The 22,243-nt window shown below is 70.6% G+C and carries 21 protein-coding genes; 11 read left to right on the top strand and 10 right to left on the bottom strand.

Features of this window, described 5'->3' with window-relative positions:
• Positions 1-82 precede the first annotated feature (82 nt).
• From ACFY0U_RS09785 to ACFY0U_RS09770, 4 genes are all read left to right on the top strand, one after another.
• Positions 83-241 carry a DUF4177 domain-containing protein gene (locus ACFY0U_RS09785; protein WP_003967454.1) on the top strand — a complete coding sequence of 53 codons (159 nt, stop codon included), beginning with the start codon at positions 83-85 and terminating at the stop codon, positions 239-241.
• Positions 238-705 (top strand): RidA family protein, encoded by a 468-nt coding sequence (locus tag ACFY0U_RS09780; RefSeq protein WP_388632838.1) that lies wholly within the window; start codon positions 238-240, stop codon positions 703-705. Before ACFY0U_RS09785 ends, ACFY0U_RS09780 begins: the two co-directional genes overlap by 4 nt.
• A gap of 368 nt (positions 706-1,073) precedes the next feature.
• Complete coding sequence (locus tag ACFY0U_RS09775; RefSeq protein WP_388632836.1) at positions 1,074-1,943, top strand: NUDIX hydrolase; 870 nt, start codon at positions 1,074-1,076, stop codon at positions 1,941-1,943.
• A gap of 118 nt (positions 1,944-2,061) precedes the next feature.
• Positions 2,062-2,892 (top strand): MBL fold metallo-hydrolase, encoded by an 831-nt coding sequence (locus ACFY0U_RS09770; protein WP_388632833.1) that lies wholly within the window; start codon positions 2,062-2,064, stop codon positions 2,890-2,892.
• Between the two features lie 37 nt (positions 2,893-2,929).
• Here the strand turns inward: ACFY0U_RS09770 and ACFY0U_RS09765 are convergent, their stop codons facing one another.
• Together ACFY0U_RS09765 and ACFY0U_RS09760 are read right to left on the bottom strand one after the other, a co-directional pair.
• A complete protein-coding gene (locus ACFY0U_RS09765) occupies positions 2,930-3,751 on the bottom strand; it encodes a nucleotidyltransferase domain-containing protein (RefSeq protein ID WP_388632830.1) in 822 nt (273 codons plus the stop codon).
• 218 nt (positions 3,752-3,969) lie between these two features.
• On the bottom strand, positions 3,970-4,644 hold the full coding sequence (locus tag ACFY0U_RS09760; protein WP_266824125.1) for a Crp/Fnr family transcriptional regulator: 675 nt from the start codon (positions 4,642-4,644) through the stop codon (positions 3,970-3,972).
• Between the two features lie 276 nt (positions 4,645-4,920).
• Between ACFY0U_RS09760 and nth the strand changes: the two genes are divergently transcribed.
• The 3 genes from nth to ACFY0U_RS09745 all read left to right on the top strand — a co-directional run bounded on the left by nth (position 4,921) and on the right by ACFY0U_RS09745 (position 8,173).
• On the top strand, positions 4,921-5,865 hold the full coding sequence (gene nth / locus ACFY0U_RS09755) for an endonuclease III (protein ID WP_388632826.1): 945 nt from the start codon (positions 4,921-4,923) through the stop codon (positions 5,863-5,865).
• A gap of 370 nt (positions 5,866-6,235) precedes the next feature.
• Entirely contained in the window at positions 6,236-6,925 is a 690-nt protein-coding gene (locus ACFY0U_RS09750) for an NUDIX hydrolase (RefSeq protein ID WP_388632823.1), read from the top strand.
• A gap of 48 nt (positions 6,926-6,973) precedes the next feature.
• Positions 6,974-8,173, top strand: coding sequence for a MarP family serine protease (locus ACFY0U_RS09745; RefSeq protein ID WP_388632820.1), 1,200 nt, complete (start codon positions 6,974-6,976; stop codon positions 8,171-8,173).
• Positions 8,174-8,186: 13 nt separating this feature from the next.
• On the opposite strand, the gene ACFY0U_RS09740 is transcribed toward ACFY0U_RS09745, so the two are convergent.
• From ACFY0U_RS09740 to acs, 5 genes are all read right to left on the bottom strand, one after another.
• The gene (locus ACFY0U_RS09740; protein ID WP_095046639.1) at positions 8,187-8,369 is read right to left on the bottom strand and encodes a hypothetical protein; all 183 of its coding nucleotides are present in this window, start codon (positions 8,367-8,369) and stop codon (positions 8,187-8,189) included.
• A gap of 127 nt (positions 8,370-8,496) precedes the next feature.
• Entirely contained in the window at positions 8,497-9,423 is a 927-nt protein-coding gene (locus tag ACFY0U_RS09735) for an alpha/beta fold hydrolase (protein ID WP_388632816.1), read from the bottom strand.
• On the bottom strand, positions 9,420-9,908 hold the full coding sequence (locus tag ACFY0U_RS09730) for a phage holin family protein (RefSeq protein ID WP_388632813.1): 489 nt from the start codon (positions 9,906-9,908) through the stop codon (positions 9,420-9,422). The genes ACFY0U_RS09735 and ACFY0U_RS09730 overlap by 4 nt, the downstream gene beginning before the upstream one ends.
• 47 nt (positions 9,909-9,955) lie before the next feature.
• Positions 9,956-11,392 carry a Na+/H+ antiporter NhaA gene (nhaA, locus tag ACFY0U_RS09725; protein ID WP_388632810.1) on the bottom strand — a complete coding sequence of 479 codons (1,437 nt, stop codon included), beginning with the start codon at positions 11,390-11,392 and terminating at the stop codon, positions 9,956-9,958.
• Between the two features lie 153 nt (positions 11,393-11,545).
• Positions 11,546-13,504, bottom strand: coding sequence for an acetate--CoA ligase (gene acs, locus ACFY0U_RS09720; protein WP_388632808.1), 1,959 nt, complete (start codon positions 13,502-13,504; stop codon positions 11,546-11,548).
• Positions 13,505-13,758: 254 nt separating this feature from the next.
• Between acs and ACFY0U_RS09715 the strand changes: the two genes are divergently transcribed.
• Positions 13,759-14,364 carry an RNA polymerase sigma factor gene (locus tag ACFY0U_RS09715; RefSeq protein ID WP_388632805.1) on the top strand — a complete coding sequence of 202 codons (606 nt, stop codon included), beginning with the start codon at positions 13,759-13,761 and terminating at the stop codon, positions 14,362-14,364.
• Positions 14,361-14,948, top strand: a complete 588-nt coding sequence (locus ACFY0U_RS09710; RefSeq protein WP_388632802.1) for a hypothetical protein — start codon at positions 14,361-14,363, stop codon at positions 14,946-14,948. The genes ACFY0U_RS09715 and ACFY0U_RS09710 overlap by 4 nt, the downstream gene beginning before the upstream one ends.
• A gap of 47 nt (positions 14,949-14,995) precedes the next feature.
• Here ACFY0U_RS09710 and ACFY0U_RS09705 read toward each other — a convergent pair whose 3' ends face one another.
• Positions 14,996-17,443: a bifunctional SulP family inorganic anion transporter/carbonic anhydrase gene (locus ACFY0U_RS09705; protein ID WP_388632799.1), complete on the bottom strand. Its 2,448-nt coding sequence runs from the start codon at positions 17,441-17,443 to the stop codon at positions 14,996-14,998.
• 298 nt (positions 17,444-17,741) lie between these two features.
• Here ACFY0U_RS09705 and ACFY0U_RS09700 point away from each other — a divergent pair, with 298 nt between their 5' ends.
• A complete protein-coding gene (locus ACFY0U_RS09700) occupies positions 17,742-19,013 on the top strand; it encodes a hypothetical protein (RefSeq protein ID WP_388632797.1) in 1,272 nt (423 codons plus the stop codon).
• Positions 19,014-19,035: 22 nt separating this feature from the next.
• Here the strand turns inward: ACFY0U_RS09700 and ACFY0U_RS09695 are convergent, their stop codons facing one another.
• The gene (locus ACFY0U_RS09695) at positions 19,036-20,016 is read right to left on the bottom strand and encodes an ATP-binding protein (protein ID WP_388632794.1); all 981 of its coding nucleotides are present in this window, start codon (positions 20,014-20,016) and stop codon (positions 19,036-19,038) included.
• Between the two features lie 101 nt (positions 20,017-20,117).
• Between ACFY0U_RS09695 and ACFY0U_RS09690 the strand changes: the two genes are divergently transcribed.
• Complete coding sequence (locus tag ACFY0U_RS09690; RefSeq protein ID WP_388632791.1) at positions 20,118-20,942, top strand: oxidoreductase; 825 nt, start codon at positions 20,118-20,120, stop codon at positions 20,940-20,942.
• A gap of 365 nt (positions 20,943-21,307) precedes the next feature.
• Here the strand turns inward: ACFY0U_RS09690 and ACFY0U_RS09685 are convergent, their stop codons facing one another.
• Entirely contained in the window at positions 21,308-22,141 is an 834-nt protein-coding gene (locus ACFY0U_RS09685) for an HAD family hydrolase (protein ID WP_388632788.1), read from the bottom strand.
• Between the last annotated feature and the right edge of the window lie 102 nt (positions 22,142-22,243).

Raw genomic sequence — 22,243 nt, 5'->3', positions numbered from 1 at the left:
ACCATTCGATGCGGGTACCAACCGGCAGGCTGTGGATAACGCGAGCGAAGCCGGTGTGTGGTCAGCGGCTAAAGTCGGCCACATGACCAAGTGGGAATACGCAACCGTGCCGCTGCTCGTCCATGCCACGAAGCAGATTCTGGACACCTGGGGCGAGGACGGCTGGGAGCTCGTCCAGGTCGTGCCCGGGCCGAACAACCCCGAGCAGCTGGTGGCCTATCTGAAGCGGGAGAAGGCGTGAGCGCGGTCGAGGAGAAGCTCGCCGAGCTCGGGCTGACGCTGCCGGAGGTCGTTCCGCCGCTGGCCGCGTACCAGCCGGCCGTGCAGTCGGGCGTGTACGTGTACACGTCGGGCCAGCTGCCGATGGTCGAGGGCAAGCTCCCGGTCACCGGCAAGGTGGGCGCGGAGGTCACCCCGGAGGAGGCCAAAGACCTGGCCCGCACGTGCGCGCTGAACGCGCTGGCGGCCGTCAAGTCGGTCGCCGGTGACCTGGACCGCGTCAAGCGCGTGGTGAAGGTCGTCGGGTTCGTGGCGTCGGCGTCCGACTTCACCGGCCAGCCGGCCGTCATCAACGGCGCGAGCGAGCTGCTCGGCGCGGTCCTCGGCGACAAGGGCGTCCACGCGCGCAGCGCGGTCGGCGTGGCGGTACTGCCGCTGGACGCGCCGGTGGAGGTCGAGGTCCAGGTGGAACTCACGGAGGCGTAGGCCTCCGACGCGAGGGGCCGCCCGGCCGGGGCCGGGCTGGGCGGGCTCCGGTGGGTGGCTGCCGGCTGGGTGGCTTCCGGGTCGGCGGGTGGCTGTCGCGCCCGGTGCTCGGGAATTTGTAGCCCTGCTCGGCAGCGGACCGCTCGGTCCACGGGCGGGTTCCGGTGGGTGGCTTGCGGGGCGGCGGGCTCCGGTGGGTGGCTGCCGGGCCGGGAGGCTTTCGGTGGGTGGCTGCGGCGCCGTGTGCTCGGGAATTCGTAGTCCCGCTCGGACGCGGGTCGCTCGGTCCACGGGCGCCCCGTCGCGGCTGCTCGGAGCCGTGTCTGGCCCCTCTCGAACATTCGCGCACCACGGGATAGCCTCCGCCCATGGCGAATGGGCAGTGGTTTCCGCAGGACTGGCCGGAACGTATCCGTGCGCTCGCCGACGGCACGCTCACCCCGGTCGTCCCCAAGCGCGCGGCCACGGTCATGCTGCTCAAGGACACCACCGCGGGTCCCGTCGTGCACATGCTGCGCAGACGCGCCTCCATGGCCTTCGCCGGGGGCGCGTACGCGTATCCGGGCGGCGGTGTGGACCCCCGCGACGACGACCATCAGATCCGCTGGGCGGGCCCCACGCGCGCGTGGTGGGCCGAGCGGCTCGGTGTCGACGAGGCCGAGGCCCAGGCGATCGTCTGCGCGGCCGTCCGCGAGACGTACGAGGAGGCGGGCGTCCTGCTCGCCGGGCCGACCCCGGACTCGGTGGTCGGTGACACCACCGGCGAGGACTGGGAGGCGGACCGCGAGGCGCTGGTCGCGCGGGACGTGAGTTTCGCCGAGTTCCTGGAGCGTCGCGGTCTGGTGCTGCGCTCGGACCTGCTGGGCGCCTGGACCCGCTGGATCACCCCGGAGTTCGAACCCCGCCGCTACGACACCTGGTTCTTCGTCGCCGCCCTCCCCGAGGGCCAGCGCACCCGCAACGCCTCCACGGAGGCGGACCGCACGGTGTGGATCGGACCGGCCGAGGCGGCCTCGTCGTACGACAAGGGCGAACTGCTGATGATGCCGCCCACGATCGCGACCCTGCGCCAGCTGACGCCGTACGAGACCGCCGGCGAGGCCCTCACGGCCGCCCCCGCCCGCGACCTGACCCCCGTCCTCGCCCGGGCCCGCCTGGACGACGACGAGATCGTGCTGTCCTGGCCGGGCCACGACGAGTTCACCAAGCACATCCCGACCGGTGGAGCCCCGGCATGACGGACGCAGCAGCCCTCCATGGCCGGCCGCGAGGCGGGGCCCCGATTCCTCGCGCGTCCCTGCCGGCCTCCGGCCGACGCCCCGACGTGCTGCCGAGCCTGACGGAAGGCGCCCCCGCATGACCGACGCCGCAGCCCTCCCCGGCCAGCCGCGAGGCGGGGTCCTCTCGGGACCCGCCACCGCGCGGGCCGTCAACGTGCTCGCGCCCAACGCGTCCGCGATGACCCTGGACGGCACGAACACCTGGATCCTTGCCGAGCCCGACTCCGAACTGGCCGTCGTGGTCGACCCCGGGCCGCTGGACGAGGGGCATCTGCGCAACGTCGTGGACACCGCCGAGAAGGCCGGCAAGCGCATCGCCCTGACCCTGCTGACGCACGGTCACCCGGACCATGCCGAGGGCGCCGTGCGGTTCGCCGGGCTGACGGGCACGAAGGTGCGGGCGCTGGACCCGGCACTGCGGCTGGGCGACGAGGGGCTGGGCGCCGGGGACGTGATCAGGGTCGGCGGCCTGGAGCTGAGGGTCGTACCGACGCCGGGGCACACCTCCGACTCCCTGTGCTTCCATCTCCCGGCCGATCAGGCGGTCCTGACGGGCGACACGATCCTGGGACGCGGTACGACGGTCGTGGCGCACCCTGACGGCCGCCTGGGCGACTATCTGGACTCCCTGCGGCGTCTGAGGTCCCTCACGGTCGACGACGGCGTCCACACCGTCCTCCCGGGCCATGGGCCCGTCCTGGAGGACGCCCAGGGAGTCGTGGAGTTCTATCTCGCCCACCGCGCCCATCGGCTCGCCCAGGTGGAGACGGCCGTGGAGGACGGGTACGCGACGCCGGGCCAGGTCGTCGCGCACGTGTACGCGGACGTGGACCGCTCCCTGTGGCCGGCGGCGGAACTGTCGGTGCGGGCGCAGCTGGACTATCTGGAGGAGCACGGGCTGATCTAGCGGGGCGCTTCTCCGTCCGTGCACGCGCCGCGTACGTCTAGTCCGGACGCGGCGCCTTCACCCCGTGCACGCGCGCGTACTCCTCCGCCAGCCATGGCCCGAGATCGTCGACGTACGACATGAGCACCTCCCGGTCGCCGCGCGGCGCGTACCCGAGGACCGCCGCCGCCCGCATCCGTTCGGCCCGCTCCGGGTAGTACGCGCCGAACGCCTCCGCCATCTCCGTCAGGTCGCTCGTCCAGCCGTTCCAGCGGGGCATGACGAGGGTGAAGCCGGTGCGGACGAGGTGGCGGGACATGAAGCGCACGAGGGGGCGCAGAGCCTCCTCCGAGTCGCTCGCGCGGGAGATCCGCTCGCGCCAGCGCGGCAGCAGCAGCGCGAGGTCGCCGTTGGTCTCGCGGGCGAGCCGTGAGTCGGGGCGGTAGCGCGGCAGGTACTCGGCGAGGTCGTCGCCGAGCAGCGGGGTGCACAGACAGGCCACGAACCACCCCAGGTCGTACGTCTCCGCCTCGCTCAGCAGCCGCGCCCGGCCGTACAGCAGCGTCCCGGCCCCGTCGATCTCCGGGAACTCCTTGTCCAGCGCCGTGTCGAGGGCCCGGGCCGCCGCCCGGTCCGCGTCCGTCGGCTCCTCGTGCAGGGCGACCAGCAGATCGAGGTCGCTGCGGCCCACGCGCGCGGTGCCGCGCGGGATCGACCCGTAGAGGTACGCGCTGTGCAGCCGTGCCCCGAACATGTCCAGCAGCCGGTCCCGCGCCACGGCGACGACCGGACGGAAGGCGTGCGGCACGCGCGCGAGGGAGCCTTCGCGCTCGATGTAGCCCTGGACGTCGAGACCCTTGCGCAGAACGGTTTCGGCCATGGGTTCACTGTGCCCCCAGGAGGGCGCCGGAACGGCGGATTTACGGCAGGGCCGAACGGGCGGCGGTGTCTGGGGCGCGGGTCCCGACTGCGCTTCTCGACGCCGGTCCAGGTCATCCCAGCCCGTCCGGGGGGCGCAGCCCCAGGAGCGACGGACGCACGAGCGAGGGCCCGCCTCTCAGAGAGACGGGCCCTTCGAAGTCGTACGGCAGACCAGCGTCAGCGGGACCGCTTCGCCAGGCGCTCCACGTCCAGCAGGATCACCGCACGCGCCTCCAGGCGGAGCCAGCCGCGCTGGGCGAAGTCGGCGAGGGCCTTGTTGACCGTCTCGCGGGAGGCGCCGACCAGCTGGGCGAGCTCTTCCTGCGTGAGGTCGTGCACGACGTGGATGCCCTCCTCGGACTGCACGCCGAAGCGGCGGGAGAGGTCCAGGAGCGCGCGGGCGACGCGGCCGGGCACGTCCGAGAAGACCAGGTCGGACATCTGGTCGTTGGTCTTGCGCAGCCGGCGGGCGACGGCGCGCAGCAGCGCGGTGGCCACCTCGGGGCGGACGTTCAGCCAGGGCTGGAGGTCGCCGTGGCCGAGGCCGAGCAGCTTGACCTCGGTCAGTGCGGTGGCGGTCGCCGTGCGCGGGCCCGGGTCGAAGAGCGAGAGCTCGCCGATCAGCTCGCCGGGGCCGACGACGGCGAGCATGTTCTCGCGGCCGTCGGGGGAGGTGCGGTGCAGCTTGACCTTGCCCTCGGTGACGACGTAGAGCCGGTCGCCGGGGTCACCCTCATGGAAGAGGGAGTCGCCACGCGCGAGGGTCACCTCACTCATGGAGGCGCGGAGCTCCGCGGACTGCTCGTCATCGAGCGCCGCGAAGAGCGGGTTGCGCCGCAGAACGTCGTCCACGAGTTCTCTCCTTGTCGACCTGCTCAGGGGATCTTGCTCCCCCTTGGTACCAGGGGACCGTGTTCCCCATTTTGCCGGACGGTCCAAACAGTGTGATCTGTCACAAGGATGCCGCACAGGTGTCCTGAGGTAAGCGGCAGGGGTCCAATCGGGGGCCGATCTCCCGGGTCCGGGGCGATTGTCGGTGCCGGGCTTTAGGCTGGCCGGGTGTCCAAATCGCCGGTGAGAGCACAGGCCAAGGGGGCTGGGCGGGTGGTTGTACGTCGAGATTCCGCTGTGGGCGAACAGGACCCCGGTGGCGGAAAGAAAACGGCAAAAGTGACAAAGAAGGCTGTGGTGAAGAAGGCTCCGGCGGTGGTGAAGCAGGTGGCCGTCAAGAAGGCCGCCGCGAAGAAGGCCGTGGCGGGAAAGGCTCCGGCCAAGACCGTCGCCGTCAAGCCGGTGAAGGCCGAGTCGCCCACCGCACTGGTCCGCCGGGCCCGCCGGATCAACCGCGAACTGGCCGAGGTCTTTCCGTACGCCCACCCGGAACTGGACTTCGAGAACCCCTTCCAGCTCGTGGTCGCCACGGTGCTGTCCGCCCAGACCACCGACCTGAGGGTCAATCAGACGACCCCCGCGCTCTTCGCCAAGTACCCGACCCCTGAGGACCTGGCCGTCGCCAACCCCGAGGAGGTCGAGGAGATCCTGCGTCCGACCGGCTTCTTCCGGGCCAAGACCAAGTCGGTCATAGGGCTGTCGAAGGCGCTGGTGGAGCAGTTCGGCGGGGAGGTCCCGGGGCGCCTCGAGGACCTCGTCAAGCTGCCCGGCGTAGGCCGCAAGACGGCGTTCGTCGTCCTCGGCAACGCGTTCGGGCGGCCCGGCATCACCGTGGACACGCACTTCCAGCGGCTGGTGCGGCGCTGGCAGTGGACCGCCGAGACCGAGCCCGACAAGATCGAGGCGGCGATCGGCGCGCTGTTCCCCAAGAGCGACTGGACGGACCTCTCGCACCACGTCATCTGGCACGGCCGCCGCATCTGCCACGCCCGCAAGCCCGCGTGCGGCGCCTGCCCCATCGCCCCGCTCTGCCCCGCGTACGGCGAGGGCGAGACGGATCCGGAGAAGGCGCGGAAGCTCCTCAAGTACGAGAAGGGCGGCTTCCCGGGGCAGCGGCTCAACCCTCCGCAGGCCTACCTGGACGCGGGCGGGAAGGCGGCGCCGCCGCTGGGGGCCGGATGACGGGGAGTACGGGCTGGTCGGCGGCGCGGGGGCTGGCGGCGGGCAGCGTGCGGCGCCCGGTGACCTGGGGTCGGGCGGCGATGGGTGAGGGGCGATCGGCGGTGACGGATCCGGGGACGCGGGATGCGGACCGGTCGGTGCCGCCGGGCGGGCCTGCGGACGTCGTGGCCCCTGCTTTGTCGCCGGCCGCCCGTGCACGCCCGGTGGTCCGCTCACGGGTCTCCGAGCGCACCGCCTCTGCCTCGGCTCACGGCCGGGTCCTCACCCCGGTGTGGCCGAGCGTCGGTGCGCGGTCAGCGACACGCCGAGCGGCGGGGCAGGAACGATCTCGGAGGGGCCGGGCGTTGGACTCGCAAGGACGGGGGTGGCGATGACGCGCGCGAGCAATGCACAGGGCGTGACGCTCAGCAAGGAGGGTCTGCCGCGGTGGCTGGACCCGGTGGTGGACGCGGTGGAGACGGTCGAGCCGGTGCAGCTGAGCCGGTTCCTGCCGCCGGCGAACGGGGCGGGGCGGCAGTCGGCCGTGCTGATCCTGTTCGGCGAGGGGGAGCGCGGACCCGAGCTGCTCCTGATGGAGCGGGCCAGCTCGCTGCGGTCCCACGCCGGGCAGCCCTCCTTCCCCGGCGGCGCCCTCGACCCCGAGGACGGCGACCCCAAGGGTGACGGGCCGCTCAGGGCCGCCCTGCGCGAGGCCGAGGAGGAGACCGGGCTCGACCCCGCGGGCGTGCAGCTCTTCGGCGTGCTGCCCAAGCTCTACATCCCGGTCAGCGGCTTCGTCGTGACCTCGGTCCTCGGCTGGTGGCGCGAACCGACCCCGGTCGGAGTCGTCGATCCGAACGAGACCGCGCGGGTCTTCACCGTTCCCGTGGCGGATCTCACGAATCCCGACAACCGGGCCACAACCGTCCACCCCAGCGGCCACCGAGGACCGGCATTCCTGGTCGAATCCACCCTGGTCTGGGGCTTCACGGCCGGAATCATCGACCGTCTGCTGCACTACTCGGGCTGGGAGCGCCCCTGGGACCGGGACAAGCAGGTCCCGCTCGACTGGCGGTCATGACAGGGTGTCTGCCGTGTTGTGTCGTGTGATGAGGCGAGGCCTGAACCGGTGAACGTGCTGGACATCCTGTTGCTGGTCGCCGCCGTGTGGTTCGCGATCGTCGGCTACCGCCAGGGCTTCGTCGTCGGCATCCTGTCGGTGATCGGCTTCATGGGCGGTGGTCTCGTCGCCGTCTACGTGCTGCCCGTCATCTGGGACGCCCTCACCGACAACTCGGAGGTCAGCACGACCGCCGCCGTCGTCGCGGTCGTCGTCGTCATCGTCTGCGCCTCCGTCGGCCAGGCCCTGACCACCCACCTGGGCAACAAGCTCCGCCGGTACATCACCTGGTCCCCGGCCCGCGCCCTGGACGCCACCGGCGGCGCCCTCGTCAACGTCGTCGCGATGCTCCTCGTGGCGTGGCTGATCGGCTCCGCCCTCGCCGGCACCACCTTGCCGACCCTCGGCAAGGAGGTCCGTAGCTCCAAGGTCCTCCTCGGCGTCTCGCGGGCCCTGCCCGACCAGGCCAACACCTGGTTCGCGGACTTCTCCTCGGTCCTCGCGCAGAACGGCTTCCCGCAGGTCTTCAGCCCGTTCTCCAACGAGCCGATCAACGAGGTCCAGCCGCCCGACCCGGCGCTCGCGGGCAGCCCGGTCGCCACCCGCGCCAAGCAGTCCATCGTCAAGGTCATGGGCACCGCCCAGAGTTGCGGCAAGGTCCTCGAAGGCACCGGCTTCGTCTTCGGCGAGCGCCGCGTCATGACCAACGCGCATGTCGTGGGCGGCGTCGACGAACCCACCGTCCAGATAGGCGGCGAGGGCAGGAAGTACGACGCGACGGTCGTCCTGTACGACTGGGAGCGCGACATCGCCGTACTCGACGTACCGGATCTCAAGGCGCCCGCCCTCAAGTTCACGTCCACGGACGCCAAGAGCGGCGACGACGCGATCATCGCGGGCTTCCCGGAGAACGGCGCGTACGACGTCCGGGCCGCGCGCGTGCGCGGACGCATCCCGGCCAACGGACCGGACATCTACCACCGCGGCACCGTGCACCGCGATGTGTACTCCCTCTACGCGACCGTCCGTCAGGGCAACTCCGGCGGCCCGCTGCTCACCCCCGAAGGCGAGGTGTACGGCGTGGTCTTCGCGAAGTCCCTCGACAACGCCGACACTGGCTACGCGCTGACCGCGGACGAGATCCAGGAGGACATCGTCAAGGGGCGCACCGCGAACCAGCAGGTGGACAGCGACAGCTGCGCGCTGTGAGGTGTGAGGGGCGTCAGCCGCGAGGGTGACGCAGGCGTACCGAGACCCAGCGGGCCCGGCGGCGCAGGATGTGCGGAATGCCCACGCGGAGATCCGTGCCCTGCATCTGCGGGGCCCCTCCTCGCTGGTGGGGGCTCAGACCATGGCCCGAGCGGCGATTGCGTGCTGCGTCACTGTAGTCGTGCGTCCAGCCCATACCCCGACGTGTGCCCCTGCCCCAAGGTCGATAACCGCCCCCAGGGCCCCCAATTGGCCTATGCGCCGGGCAATTGGCTGTTCGTCGGACAGGTGTTCAGATCCGGATACCGGGCGCGTTCACACGGTCACCGATCGGGCTCGGGATCCTTCAGCCAATTGATCAGTTCTGTCGTGAAAGCGACCGGGTCTTCCTCGTGCGGGAAGTGGCCCAGTCCGTCGAACAGCCGCCAGCGGTACGGCGCTTCGACGTACTCGCCGGATCCGGCCGCGCTGCGCGTGCGCAGTACCGGGTCCAGCGAGCCGTGCAGGTGCAGCGTCGGCACCCGCACGGGGCGCTTCATGCGCCGGTTGAACTGGATGCCGTCGGGGCGGGCCAGGGAGCGCACCATCCAGCGGTACGGCTCGATCGAGCAGTGCGCGGTCGACGGGATGCACATCGCGCGGCGGTACGTCTCCACCGCGTCGTCGTCCGGCAGGACCGGCCCGGACCAGTCCCGCATCAGCCGGGCGACCAGGGCGCCGTCGTCCGCGGTGAGCTGCCGCTCCGGGATCCAGGGGCGCTGAAACCCCCAGATGTAGGAACCGGCACGCGTCTGCTTGACGTCCGAGAGCATCGCCGAGCGCCAGCGCCGCGGATGCGGCATCGAGGACACCGCGAGCCGCCGTACGAGCTTGGGACGCATCGCGGCCGCCGTCCACGCGAGGTATCCGCCCAGGTCATGGCCGACCAGCGCGGCGTCCGGCTCGCCCAGGGAGCGGATCACGCCGGTGATGTCGAGGGCGAGGTTGGCCGGGTCGTAGCCGCGCGGGGTGCGGTCGCTGCCGCCGACGCCCCTGAGGTCCATGGCGACGGCCCGGAACCCGGCGTCGGCGAGCGCGGGCAGCTGATGCCGCCACGTCCACCAGAACTGCGGGAAGCCGTGCAGCAGCAGGACCAGCGGGCCGTCACCCATCTCGGCGATGTGGAAGCGGGCGCCGTTGGCGGCCACCTCACGATGGGTCCAGGGACCGTCCGGTCGTACTACTGAGGCAGGTGTGGCGGGGTCCGTCATGACGACGAGCGTGCCACAGCTTCGATGGCCGGCGGGACACGGTCCTGCGTCAGCTCCGGCCGCGGATGCGGCTTGGCGTTCTGCAGGACGCTCGCCGTCTCCTTCATCGACGCGGCGGTCTTCTGCGCGCCGCCGCCCTTCTTCGCCTTCTTCGCGAAGACCACACCGATCAGCGCCAGCAGGCCCGCGATGAGCACGTTCGCCGCGAAGGACAGCAGGAAGCAGACCGCCATGTTCCAGTCGCTCCAGGTGCGGATGCCGTACGCCAGGGCGAAGTTCAGCATCGGCAGGGAGAACACCAGCACCCCGCCCGCCACCATGAACGCGCCGCCGCTCGTCGCGCCGCGCTTCACGTCCCGCTTGAGCTGCGCCTTGGCCAGCGCGATCTCGTCGTGCACCAGCGCGGACATCTCGGTCGTCGCCGAGGCGAACAGCTGGCCGATGCTGCGTTCGGCGCCGACCGGGCTGCCGTCGGGTGCGCTCATCGCGTTCTCCCTGGATATGGATTCGTCTTTTGTACCGTCCCGTCAGATCATGCCCGACGGTCGTCCTCCTCGCCTGCCCCGCCCGTCACTTCGGCAAGCCGCGCCCGTTCGGCGGCCTTGCGTTCGGCGATCCGGCGGTGCTCGGCGGCCTTGCTCTCGTAGATGGCGGCCATGCGCAGGTGGTACGCCGGGTCGTCCTCCTCGTAGATGTCCGGGATGCCGTCGAGGTCGTCGTCGCGCTCCTCGGCCTCGACCATCCGGCGGTACTTGGCGTTGCGGATCTTCAGCAGCACGGTGGCGAGGGTCGCCGCGATGAGGGAGCCCAGCAGCACGGCAGCCTTGACCTCGTCGGTGAGCGCCGCGTCCCCGTCGAAGGCCAGCTCCCCGATGAGCAGCGACACCGTGAAGCCGATGCCGGCGAGGGCGGCGACCGCGAAGACGTCCGCCCACTCCAGGTCGTCGCTGAGCGAGGCCCGGGTGAAGCGTGCCGTCAGCCAGGTCCCGCCGAAGATGCCGAGGGCCTTGCCGACGACGAGACCGAGGACCACGCCGAGCGTCTCGGGCTTGGTGAACACATCGCCGAGCGCGCCGCCGGACACCGAGACACCGGCGCTGAACAGGGCGAACAGCGGTACGGCCAACCCCGCCGAGAGCGGACGTACGAGATGCTCGATGTGCTCGCCGGGCGAGTGCTCCTCGCCCTCCCGAGTGGTGCAGCGCAGCATCAGGCCCATCGCGACGCCCGCGATGGTGGCGTGGACGCCGCTGTTGTACATCAGGCCCCAGATGACGAGCGCGAGCGGCACGTACACGTACCAGCCGCGTACGCCCTTGCGCAGCAGCAGCCAGAAGACGGCCAGGCCGATCACCGCGCCGCCCAGGGCGGCGAAGTCGATCTCGGCGGTGAAGAAGACCGCGATGATCAGGATCGCGAAGAGGTCGTCGACGACCGCGAGAGTGAGCAGGAAGGCCCGCAGGGAGCTGGGGAGGGACGTACCGATGACCGCGAGCACGGCGAGGGCGAAGGCGATGTCGGTGGCGGTCGGGACCGCCCACCCGTCGAGCGAGCCGCCGCCGGTGAGGTTGGTCAGGGTGTAGACGAGGGCGGGTACGGCCATGCCGCACAGGGCCGCGACGACCGGCAGCGCGGCGGCCTTGGGGTCCTTGAGGTCACCGGCGACCAGCTCGCGCTTGAGCTCGATGCCGGCGACGAAGAAGAAGATCGCGAGGAGGCCGTCGGCCGCCCAGTGCGCGATCGAGAGGTTCAGGCCGAGGGCCTCGGGGCCGAGGTGGAAGTGGCTGACGCTCTCGTAGCTGTCGTGCAGCGCGGGGACGTTCGCCCAGACGAGTGCGGCGACGGCGGCGACGAGGAGCAGGACACCGCCGACCGTCTCGGTGCGCAGCGCGTCCGCGACGAAGGTCCGCTCGGGCAGGGAGAGCCGTCCGAAGACCTTGCGGGGGTGGGGGGTGCGGGGCGCGGCCATCGGGGGGACCTCCGGTCGGTGGGTAGGGCGGAACTGCTCGCCGACCAGACTTCCCGGCACACCTGTGGAGTCACGCTAGTTTTCCTTAGTTTACCTAAAAGGGGCGCCCGGCGCGTTTTCGCGCCGGGCGCCCCTTCTGACGGGCTCGGTGGATCAGTCCTCGCTGGGCGCCGCCGGCAGCTTCGCCTGGATGAGGTCCATGACCGTGGAGTCGGTCAGGGTGGTGACGTCTCCCAGCTGACGGTTCTCGGCGACGTCCCGCAGCAGCCGGCGCATGATCTTGCCGGAGCGGGTCTTGGGCAGCTCGGCCACCGGGAGGACCCGCTTGGGCTTGGCGATCGGGCCGAGGGTGGCGCCGACGTGGTTGCGCAGGTCGTTGACGAGGCCCTCGTCCTCGGCGTTCGCCGTGCCACGCAGGATCACGAAGGCGACGATGGCCTGACCGGTGGTCTCGTCGGCGGCGCCGACGACGGCGGCCTCGGCGACGGAGGGGTGCGAGACGAGTGCCGACTCGACCTCCGTGGTGGAGATGTTGTGGCCGGAGACGAGCATGACGTCGTCCACGCGGCCCAGCAGCCAGATGTCGCCGTCGTCGTCCTTCTTCGCCCCGTCACCGGCGAAGTACTTGCCCTCGAAGCGCGACCAGTACGTGTCGAGGAACCGCTGGTCGTCGCCCCAGATGGTGCGCAGCATCGACGGCCACGGCTCGGTGAGGACCAGGTAGCCGCCACCGCCGTTCGGGACCTCGTTCGCCTCGTCGTCGACGACGGTCGCGGAGATACCGGGCAGCGGGGTCTGCGCGGAGCCCGGCTTGGTCTGCGTGACACCGGGCAGCGGCGAGATCATCATCGCGCCGGTCTCGGTCTGCCACCACGTGTCGACGATCGGCGTCCGGTCGGCGCCGATGTGCTTGCGGTACCAGATCCACGCCTCGGGGTTGATGGGTTCACCCACCGAACCGAGGACGCGCAGCGACGACAGGTCGAACTTCGCGGGGATGTCGTCGCCCCACTTCATGAACGTACGAATGGCGGTGGGCGCCGTGTACAGGATGGTCACCCCGTACTTCTGCACGATCTCCCAGAAACGGCCCTGGTGCGGGGTGTCCGGGGTGCCCTCGTACATGACCTGGGTGGCGCCGTTGGCGAGCGGCCCGTAGACGATGTACGAGTGCCCGGTGACCCAGCCGACGTCGGCCGTGCACCAGTAGACGTCGGTCTCCGGCTTGAGGTCGAAGACGGCGTGGTGGGTGTACGACGCCTGGGTGAGGTAGCCGCCGGAGGTGTGCAGGATGCCCTTCGGCTTACCCGTCGTACCCGATGTGTAGAGGATGAAGAGCGGCTGCTCGGCGTCGAAGGCCTCGGGGGTGTGCTCGGCGGACTGCCGGTCGACGATCTCGTGCCACCACACGTCACGGCTGTCGTTCCAGGCGACGTCCTGGCCGGTACGGCGGACCACGAGCACGTGCTCGACATTGCCCGCCTTGTCGGCGGCCTCGTCGACGGCCAGCTTGAGCGCGGACGGCTTGCCGCGGCGGTAGCCGCCGTCGGAGGTGATGACGACCTTGGCGTCGGCGTCCTGGATACGCGTGGCGAGCGCGTCCGCGGAGAAGCCGCCGAAGACGACGGAGTGCGCGGCGCCGATACGGGCGCAGGCCAGCATCGCGACCGCGGTCTCCGGGATCATCGGCATGTAGACGGCGACCCGGTCGCCCTTCTGGACTCCCAGCTCCAGCAGCGCGTTCGCGGCCTTGGAGACCTCGTCCTTCAGCTCGGCGTAGGTGATCGCGCGGCTGTCGCCGGGCTCCCCCTCGAAGTGGATGGCGACCCGGTCGCCGTTGCCCGCCTCGACATGCCGGTCGACGCAGTTGTACGCGACGTTGAGCTCGCCGTCCTTGAACCACTTGGCGAACGGCGGGTTCGACCAGTCCAGCGTCTCGGTCGGCTCCTTGGCCCAGCTCAGTCGGCGGGCCTGCTCGGCCCAGAAACCAAGCCGGTCAGCCTTGGCCCGCTCATACGCCTCCGCCGTGACATTGGCGTTCGCTGCCAGGTCTGCGGGCGGCGCGAACCTGCGCTCTTCCTTGAGCAGGTTGGCCAGGCTTTCGTTGCTCACGACATCTCCCTTTCCCAGGGTGTCCGTTGTGTCCCAGGCCACAGCTCATCAGACCGGGGGGTGCGCTGACAAGGGTCGTTTGAAAATTGGTTTAGACCTGTGGGTACGTCTGTGTACGCCGAGGTCGGCGGCCGGGTTCATTCGTACCCACGGACGCCGACCAGGCAGAGTTCAGTGCCTGTAACGCCTTTCACACTCCCGCCCAAGTACGGGTGAAGCGCCACCGACGAGTCACCGACGAGAGGGGAGACCGAGTGGAAGGGATACGGGGCGGGCCGCAGACGGCGGCCCGCGACCCTGAACTCTTCGAGGAGTTCTACCGGCGCCATGTGGACGCCATGACGTCTTTCGTGGCCCGGCGTGTCGCGGATCCGCACACCGTGGCCGACCTGACCGCCGAGATCTTTCTGGCCGTCCTGGACTCCGCCCACACCTACCGCCCCGGCCGGGGCAGCGAGACGGCCTGGCTCTACGGCATCGCCCGCAACGTCGTCTCCTCGGAACGCCGGCGCGTGGCCCGCGAGACCGCCCGCGACCGCCGGATCTCGGGCCGCAGGCTCCTGGAGCCCGACGACATCGCCCGCCTCGAGGACAAGCTCGACGCGGAGAGCCCGGGCCGCCGCGCCCTCGCCGCGCTGGCCCGGCTTCCGGAGGGCGAGCGGGCGGTGCTGGAACTGATCGCCGTCGACCAACTCACGCTCGGCGAGGCGGCCGCCGCGCTGGGGATCAGCCAGGTCGCGGCGCGGGTGCGGCTGCATCGGGCACGCAAGTCGCTGCGTGGGGAGGCGGGTTCGGTGGGTGCGGATCCGCGAGGGACGGCACTGTCTTGTGTCACCGGGGTCACCGGGGGAGAGGCATGACGATGAAGACGACGTTCGAGGACCGGCTGCTGGCCGAGTTGCAGGGTGAGATCGAGCGACGGGAGGCCGACTCCTCGGTGCCCGTCGCGAGGAGCCGCGTGTTCATGGGCCGTCGGCTCGCCCTCGCCGCCGCGGCCTGTGCGGTGGCCGGGCTCGCGGTGGTGCTGGTGCCGGGCTCGCCGGCCGACTCACCGGCGTACGCGGTGGAACGCAACGGCGACGGCAGTGTCACGCTCACCCTCAAGGACCTGGAGCCGACGCTCGAGTCCCAGCGCGAGCTCGCCGAGCGGCTCCGCCCGAGCGGCATCCACGTGGACATCCAGAACCTCGACGCCCGCCACGTGTGCAGGCAGCCCCGCGGTGAACAGCTCCCGGAGGGCAAGCCCGTCCACCCCGGGGAGGCCTGGAGGATCACGCTCCATCCCGGTGACTCCGTGGCTTTCGAGAACCACGAGGACACCAGTGGCAAGACACGGGCCGTGGCCTTCTACGCGGTCGAGGGCACGATCGAACCCTGTGTGCGGACGGAGACCGCCAAGGACTTCATGGAGCTGACGGCCTCCCCCTCGTCCGTCGGGCGCTGAACCGTAGGTGACGGGCGGCCACGAGAGCCGGGCCGCCCGTCCCCGCGTCACACCGACAGATCCGCCGCCTCCACATGGTCGAACAGCTCGTCCCCGCTCGCCCCGGTGAGCAGATACGCCTGTGCCTCGCCCACGTGGAAGTACATCCCGTGCAGCTCCAACTCCCGCTTCCGCAGCGCCCGTGCCACCGACTCGTGCGCGCTCAGATGCTCCAGCTGCTGGACCACGTTGGTCAGCGACAGCTGCTCGACCGCGTCCGCGGGTGGCCGTCCGGCGAGCCGGGCCCACGGACGGCTGTCGTCGGCCATGCGCTCCAGGCTCGGCAGCCCGTGCCGCAGCCACCGCTTGAGCGGTGTCTGGGCGCCCCCGGGCTCGGAGTTGAGCAGCGCCTGCATGGCTCCGCACCCGGAGTGCCCGCACACCGTGATGGACCGCACCTTCAGCACGTCCACCGCGTACTCGATCGCGGCCGCCACCGAGTCGTCGCCGCGCTCCTCGCCGGGCATCGGAACCAGGTTGCCCACATTGCGCACCACGAACAGGTCGCCGGGACCACTGGAGGTGATCATCGAGGTGACCAGCCGTGAGTCGGCACAGGTGAGGAAGAGCTGCGCCGGGCGCTGACCCTCACGGGCCAGCCGGGCCAGCTCGCCCCGCACCAGGGGAGCGGTGTTGCGCTGGAACGCGCTGATGCCGCGAGCCAGTTCATGCCCGCTGGGACTGGACGGACCGGTCCCGTCTGCCTTGCCGGGGTCACCGGAGTCGCTAGGGTGCCCGTCGGGCGTCGGTGCGGACCGCGGTCCCTCGCACTGGTGGTTGCGCCAGGGCGTCCAGGGGCGGCAGCGGCAACCCGCCGCGGCGGTGCGGTCGGTGAACCCCGCATCGGCCCCGTTTCCGGTTCCGATCCCGAGCGCGGTGTGAGCGTCGGGGACGTCCCCCGGTTCGACGATCCGGGCCCCGGCGCGGCGGCCGGTCAGTTCGACGGTGCCGCCCTGCGCGGTGTGGGTGTTCTGCCAGTCCTGCAATGCCTCGTACGCCGCGTGGTCCATGAACGAGCCGTCCAACTCGACGACGACCTGGGCGCCTTGGGGCACGAGATGCAGGGCCCGGCTGAGGCGGGGCACGGCGAGGAACGTCAACTGGCCTCGTACGTGTACGTGATGGACTCCTTCCTGCTCGTCGTGGGTGATGCGGGTGCGGGCGACGCGGTGCAGGGCGACGGCGACGGCCACGGCGATGCCGAGCACCACGCCCTCCAGGACGCCGAGGAAGACCACGCCGAGGGTGGTGACGGCGTAGACCAGGACCTCTCGGTGGCGGGTCACCGTGCGGATGTGGTGCAGGGACACCATCTGGATGCCGACGGCCATCACCAGGGCGGCGAGCGAGGCGAGCGGGATGAGCTCCAGCACCGGGACCATCAGCAGCGCGGCGATCACTACGAGAACGCCGTGCAGCATCGTGGAGTTCCGGCTCACGGCACCCGCGTGCACATTCGCCGCGCTGCGCACGGCGACGCCGGCGACGGGGAGCCCGCCGAGCGACCCGGAGACGATGTTGGCGGCGCCCTGGCCGAGCAGCTCACGGTCCAGGTTGGAGCGTCTGACGCGGGTGGTCAGTCCGGGTCGGCCGGCGGCCATCTTGTCCACGGCGACCGCGCCGAGCAGCGACTGCACACTGCACACCAGCGTGGTGGTCAGCACGGCGGCGATCAGACCGAGCACGGGCCCCTCGGGGAGTCCGGCCAGGGCGTGGCTGCGCCACGAGGGCAGGTCGACCTGGGGCAGCGTCAGCCCGGCGAGCGCGGCGGTCGCGCTGGCTCCGGCGACGGCGACGAGCGCGGCCGGGATCCTGCGCAGCAGACGGCCGGCGCGGCCGGGGATGCGGGGCCAGAGCAGCAGCAGGGCCAGGGTCAGCGCGCTCACCGACACGGCGGCGGGACGCACCTGTGCCAACTGGGCCGGCAGGGAATGGAGGTTGGCCAGGACGGAGCTCTGCGGAGTGCCGCCGAGGACGATGTGCAGCTGGGCGACGGCGATGGTGACGCCGATGCCGGCGAGCATGCCGTGCACGATGGCGGGGCTGACGGCGAGCGCGCTGCGCGCCACGCGCAGGCAGCCCAGGCCCAGTTGGGCGAGGCCCGCGAGGACCGTGATGGCACAGGTCGTACGCCAGCCGTAGCGGTGGATCAGGTCGGCGGTGACGACCGTGAGTCCGGCCGCGGGGCCGCTCACCTGGAGCGGGGCGCCACCGAGCCAGCCGGCGACGAGTCCTCCCACGGCGGCGGCGACGAGGCCGGCCTGGAGGGGCGCGCCGGTGGCGAGGGCGATGCCGAGGGACAGGGGCAGGGCGATCAGGAAGACCGCGATCGAGGCCGACACGTCGGCGCCCGCGATACGGAAGCGGCGGGGCCGGGACGGCGGTGGACTGTGGGGTCGGTGGATGCGCTTGGCCCGACTCGAGTCGGTGGCGCGGGTGGGGACGCAGGCGGACATGGTTCCCGTCTCCTCCGGGGCAGCGCGGTCGCGGAACAGGTGGTCCCCCGCCGGGGCGGGGGGTCGGGTCGCGGCCGTGGGTCACGGCGTGCAGCGGCGGGATGCATCAACGCTGGGTAAACGAATCGTAATCCAGAGTAAAGGCCAGGCATAGACTTTTCTGGCATATAGCCCAATAAGTCACTCATTAGGGTGATGCGGATACTTCATCGGCTTGTCGTACTAATTCATTCCGGACCTCGTGCGAGCTTGACGGCGCTGTCGTTGGCCCCGAGAGAAGGAAGTAGGTGGGCGGAACATGGCCGCCACCCAGAGGATCGCCGCGGGCGCCGTGGTCGCCGCGGTCTGTGCCGCATCGCTCGCCGGTTGCGCGATCGGTACCGACGGTGCCGAGAAGGGGGCCCTCGGCCCGCAGAAGGCGAAGCCGGCCCAGGCGCCGCCCAAGAGCGCGGTCCGCCTGATCGGAGACGGCTCCACCGCGTTCACCGGAGCCCAGCCCCACCTGCCCAGACCGGAGCGGATGAAGCCCGGCCAGAAGCCCCCGCAGTTCGTGGTGTTCTCCTGGGACGGCGCGGGCGAGGACTCCCAGAAGCTGTTCTCCCACTTCCGCAAGGTCGCCAAGGCGAACAACGCCACGATGACGTACTTCCTCAGCGGCGTGTACCTGCTCCCCGAGGACAAGCGCGACCTCTACAAGCCCCCGCAGCACTCCCCGGGCCGCTCCGACATCGGCTTCAACGACAAGAAGGGCATCGCCGAGACCGTGAAGCAGCTGCGCGGGGCGTGGCTGGAGGGCAGCGAGATCGGCACCCACTTCAACGGCCACTTCTGCGGCAGCGGCGGCGGGGTCGGCCAGTGGTCCGTGGACGAGTGGAAGGACGAGATCGCCCAGGCGAAGCAGTTCGTGAAGTCCTGGAAGACCACCACCGGCATGAAGAACGCGAGCCCGCTGCCCTTCGACTACGACAAGGAGCTCATCGGCGCCCGCACGCCCTGCCTGGAGGGCCAGAAGAACTTCATGAAGGCCGCCCGCGAACTGGGCTTCCGCTACGACACCAGTGGTGTCAACGACCAGGTCTGGCCGAAGAAGAAGGAAGGCCTGTGGGACCTCTCGATGCAGCTGGTGCCGTTCGTCGGGCACTCCTTCGAGCAGCTCACCATGGACTACAACTTCGCCGTGAACCAGTCGGGCACGATGTACGGCGACCCGAACAAGCACGAGTTCTGGGGCGACCAGATGCGTGACAGCCTGCTCAAGGGCTTCCACCGGGCCTACGACGGCAACCGCGCGCCCCTGATCATCGGCAACCACTTCGAGTCCTGGAACGGCGGCACCTACATGCGCGCCGTCGAGGAGACCATCGAGCGGGTCTGCAACAAGCCCGACGTGCGCTGTGTCTCCTTCCGGCAGCTCGCCGACTGGCTGGACGCCCAGGACCCGGAGGCCCTGGCCAAGATGCGGACCCTCGGCGTCGGCGAGGCCCCGAAGCAGGGCTGGGCGTCCTTCCTCTCGGGCCGCCCCGCCCCGGCCCCGAAGGGCGTGCCCGGAGCGCCGGCGGCCAAGCGGTAGCCGTACGGCGTCGCGGCAGCCGTCAGGCGTTCACCACGACGCTCTCGCTCAGGACGAACCCGGGGTCGACCTGCGCCGCCAGGTCGGCCCCGGTGCGCTCATTGCCCCAGGACTGGGCGTTCTTCAGATGGAAGTGCACCATCTGGCGTGTGTAGTGCTCCCAGTCGCGCAGCTCGTACGTCGCGTCGACCGCGCTCTGCAACCGGCGCAGGGAGCTGCGGTTGACGTCCTCCAGGAGCTCGAACCGGGGCGGCCGGCCCTTCTCCATGGAACGCACCCAGTCCGAGTGCCCGACCGTCACCAGCAGGTCGTCCCCGACCTCGGCGCGGAGGAAGTCGAGGTCGTCCTGTCCTTGCACCTTGTTGCCGACGACCTTCAGGACGACGCCGAAGTCGCGGGCGTACTCCTTGTACTGGCGATAGACGGAGACCCCCTTCCGGGTCGGCTCGGCGACGAGGAACGTGATGTCGAAGCGGGTGAACATCCCGGAGGCGAAGGAGTCCGAGCCCGCGGTCATGTCCACCACGACGTACTCGTCGCGCCCGTCCACCAGGTGGTTCAGGCACAGTTCCACCGCTCCCGTCTTGGAGTGGTAGCAGGCGACCCCGAGATCGGCGTCCGTGAAGGAGCCGGTGACCATCAAACGGACGGTCCCGCCGTCGAGTTCCACCGGCCGGGCGCAGGCGTCGTACACCGGATTGTCCTCGCGCACCCGCAGCAGTCGTGAACCCTCGCCCGGCGGGGTCGTCTTGATCATGGTCTCGGTGGCGGCGATGCGCGGGTTGGTGCCGCGCAGGTAGTCCTTGATCAGCGGCAGCCGCTCGCCCATCGCGGGCAGTGCCGCGGAGGCCGCCTCGTCGAGACCGAGGGCGGCGCCCAGGTGCTGGTTGATGTCGGCGTCGACGGCGAGGACGGGTGCGCCGGTGGTGGCGAGATGGCGGATGAACAGGGAGGACAGGGTGGTCTTGCCGCTGCCGCCCTTCCCGACGAAAGCAATTTTCATGTTCACAAAGGGTAGTGGCGCGATAGCTGTACGTGGCAGGCGTGCGTGAAGAAGACCACTCCTTCGTGGGGCGCGCGCCACGGTTGCGTAATGTCGTACTCATGAGTACGACAGGCGCGACCGCCGATCCGCTCGCCGCCCTGGGCGCACTGCCCGGCGTGGCCGACTCCGTGGAGTCCGTGCGCAAGGCCGTGGACCGGGTCTACGGGCACCGGATCATGCGGCGCCGCAGCACCGCGATCACCTCCGAGGCGGCCCTGCGCGGCGCCCGCGGCTCCGCGGCGCTGTCCGGCGCCGACTGGGCCCTCGAAGAGGTGCGCCGCCGTTCCGACTTCAGCGGCGACGACGAAGCGCGCGTCGTGGGCGCGGCTCTGCGGCTGACCGCCGAGGCGGGCCAACTGCTGTCCATCTGGCGGCAGTCGCCCCTGCGGGTCCTGGCCCGGCTGCACCTGGTGGCGGCCGCGACCAGCGGCGACGAGGTCGGACGCCCACGCCAGGTCGGCGAGCCGGTCGACGAGCCCCTGATCGAACTTCCGTTGCCCGACGCGACGGAGGTGCACGGCCGGCTGGAGGGCCTGTCCGAGCTGATCATCGCGGGCAGTTCCGCACCGGCCCTGGTGACCGCCGCTGTCGTGCACGGCGAGATCGTCGCCCTGCGGCCCTTCACCTCCCGCAACGGCCTCGTCGCGCGCACGGCCGAACGTATCGTCCTGATCGGCAGCGGCCTCGACCCGAAGTCCATCTGCCCGGCGGAGGTCGGCCACGCCGAGCTGGGCAGGGCGGCCTATCTGGCCGCGCTCGACGGGTATGTCTCCGGAACCCCCGAGGGCATGGCCGCCTGGATCGAGCACTGCGGCAAGGCGGTCGTGCTCGGGGCGCGCGAGTCGACGGCGGTGTGCGAGGCGCTCCAGCGCGGAGCGGCGTAACTGCCGTCACAGAAAAAGGCCCTCCTTCGGAGGGCCTGAAAAGGGTTGCGGCGGTACGAGGATTCGTACCGCCGCTGGCACTCTCACCGGGTTACCAAGCGTCCTCGATATGTTGCCCATCAGGTCGGGAACTTTGCCCGTCACCTGGTGCGGCTGGCCCGTAATCGACGGGTCGACGTCGCGTGGGTGCCTGGTGATCATGCGCGGTCCGTGGGGCCAAATGCGTTATTAAGGTGATCCTTTCGGATGTCCTTGGTCTCGCGGGCCGTTGACTCCTTTGTACTCCAGGACCCGGGCAAGCGGAAGTCCTGGCTGCAGTTCTTTACTTTTACTCTCAAAAGGTCGCTAAACGGGCACTCTGGAGGTCAGAGAGCCGTCGTCCGGCGCCGGCTGGCGTACCAGACGAGGCCCGCGGTGGCCGCCGCCGCACCTATGGCGGCCGCCGCGACGAGCGCCGGGCGGGACGGTGCGGAGAAGGCGGGGAGGCGCTGCTTGAGCCGGACCGGCCGGTGGAAATCGAGAATCGGCCATCCGCGCGCGAGTGCCTCGCGGCGCAGCGCACGGTCCGGATTCACGGCATGGGGATGGCCGACGGACTGGAGCATCGGCAGATCGGTCGCCGAGTCGCTGTACGCGTAACAGCGCTCCAGGTCGTAGCCCTCGGACTCGGCCAGCTCCTTGATCGCCTCGGCCTTGGTCGGGCCGTACGCGTAGTACTCCACCTCGCCGGTGAAGCAGCCGTCCTCGCCCACGACCATCCGGGTCGCCACCACCCGGTCCGCACCGAGCAGTTCGCCGATCGGCTCGACCACCTCGGCGCCCGACGTGGACACGATCACGACGTCGCGCCCCGCGGTGTGGTGCTCCTCGATGAGGGAGGCGGCCTCGTCGTAGATGATCGGGTCGATCAGGTCGTGAAGGGTCTCGGCCACGATCTCCTTCACCTGTTGGACGTTCCAGCCGCGCACGAGTGCCGAGAGGTACTCGCGTGTCCGTTCCATCTGGTCGTGGTCCATACCGCCGACGAGGAACACGAACTGGGCATACGCGGTACGCAAGGCGGCCCTGCGGTTGATCAGCCCGCCTTGGTAGAACGACTTGCTGAAGGTGAGCGTGCTCGACTTCGCAATGACCGTCTTGTCCAGGTCAAAGAAGGCCGCTGTGCGGGGCAAGGAGTGGTTTTCCACGACCCTGAGCATAGGCGCAGCCCATTCGGCGTAAGGTGTGGCGCGTGGGTTTGCCTGAGAAGGCTCTCGGGTACACCATGGAAGTCACGGATCGTTCGCGACCGTGCTAACCCG

It is taken from the genome of Streptomyces sp. NPDC001536, assembly GCF_042894505.1.
Lineage (GTDB): Bacteria > Actinomycetota > Actinomycetes > Streptomycetales > Streptomycetaceae > Streptomyces.
This window is presented reverse-complemented; position numbering and strand designations above follow the sequence as displayed.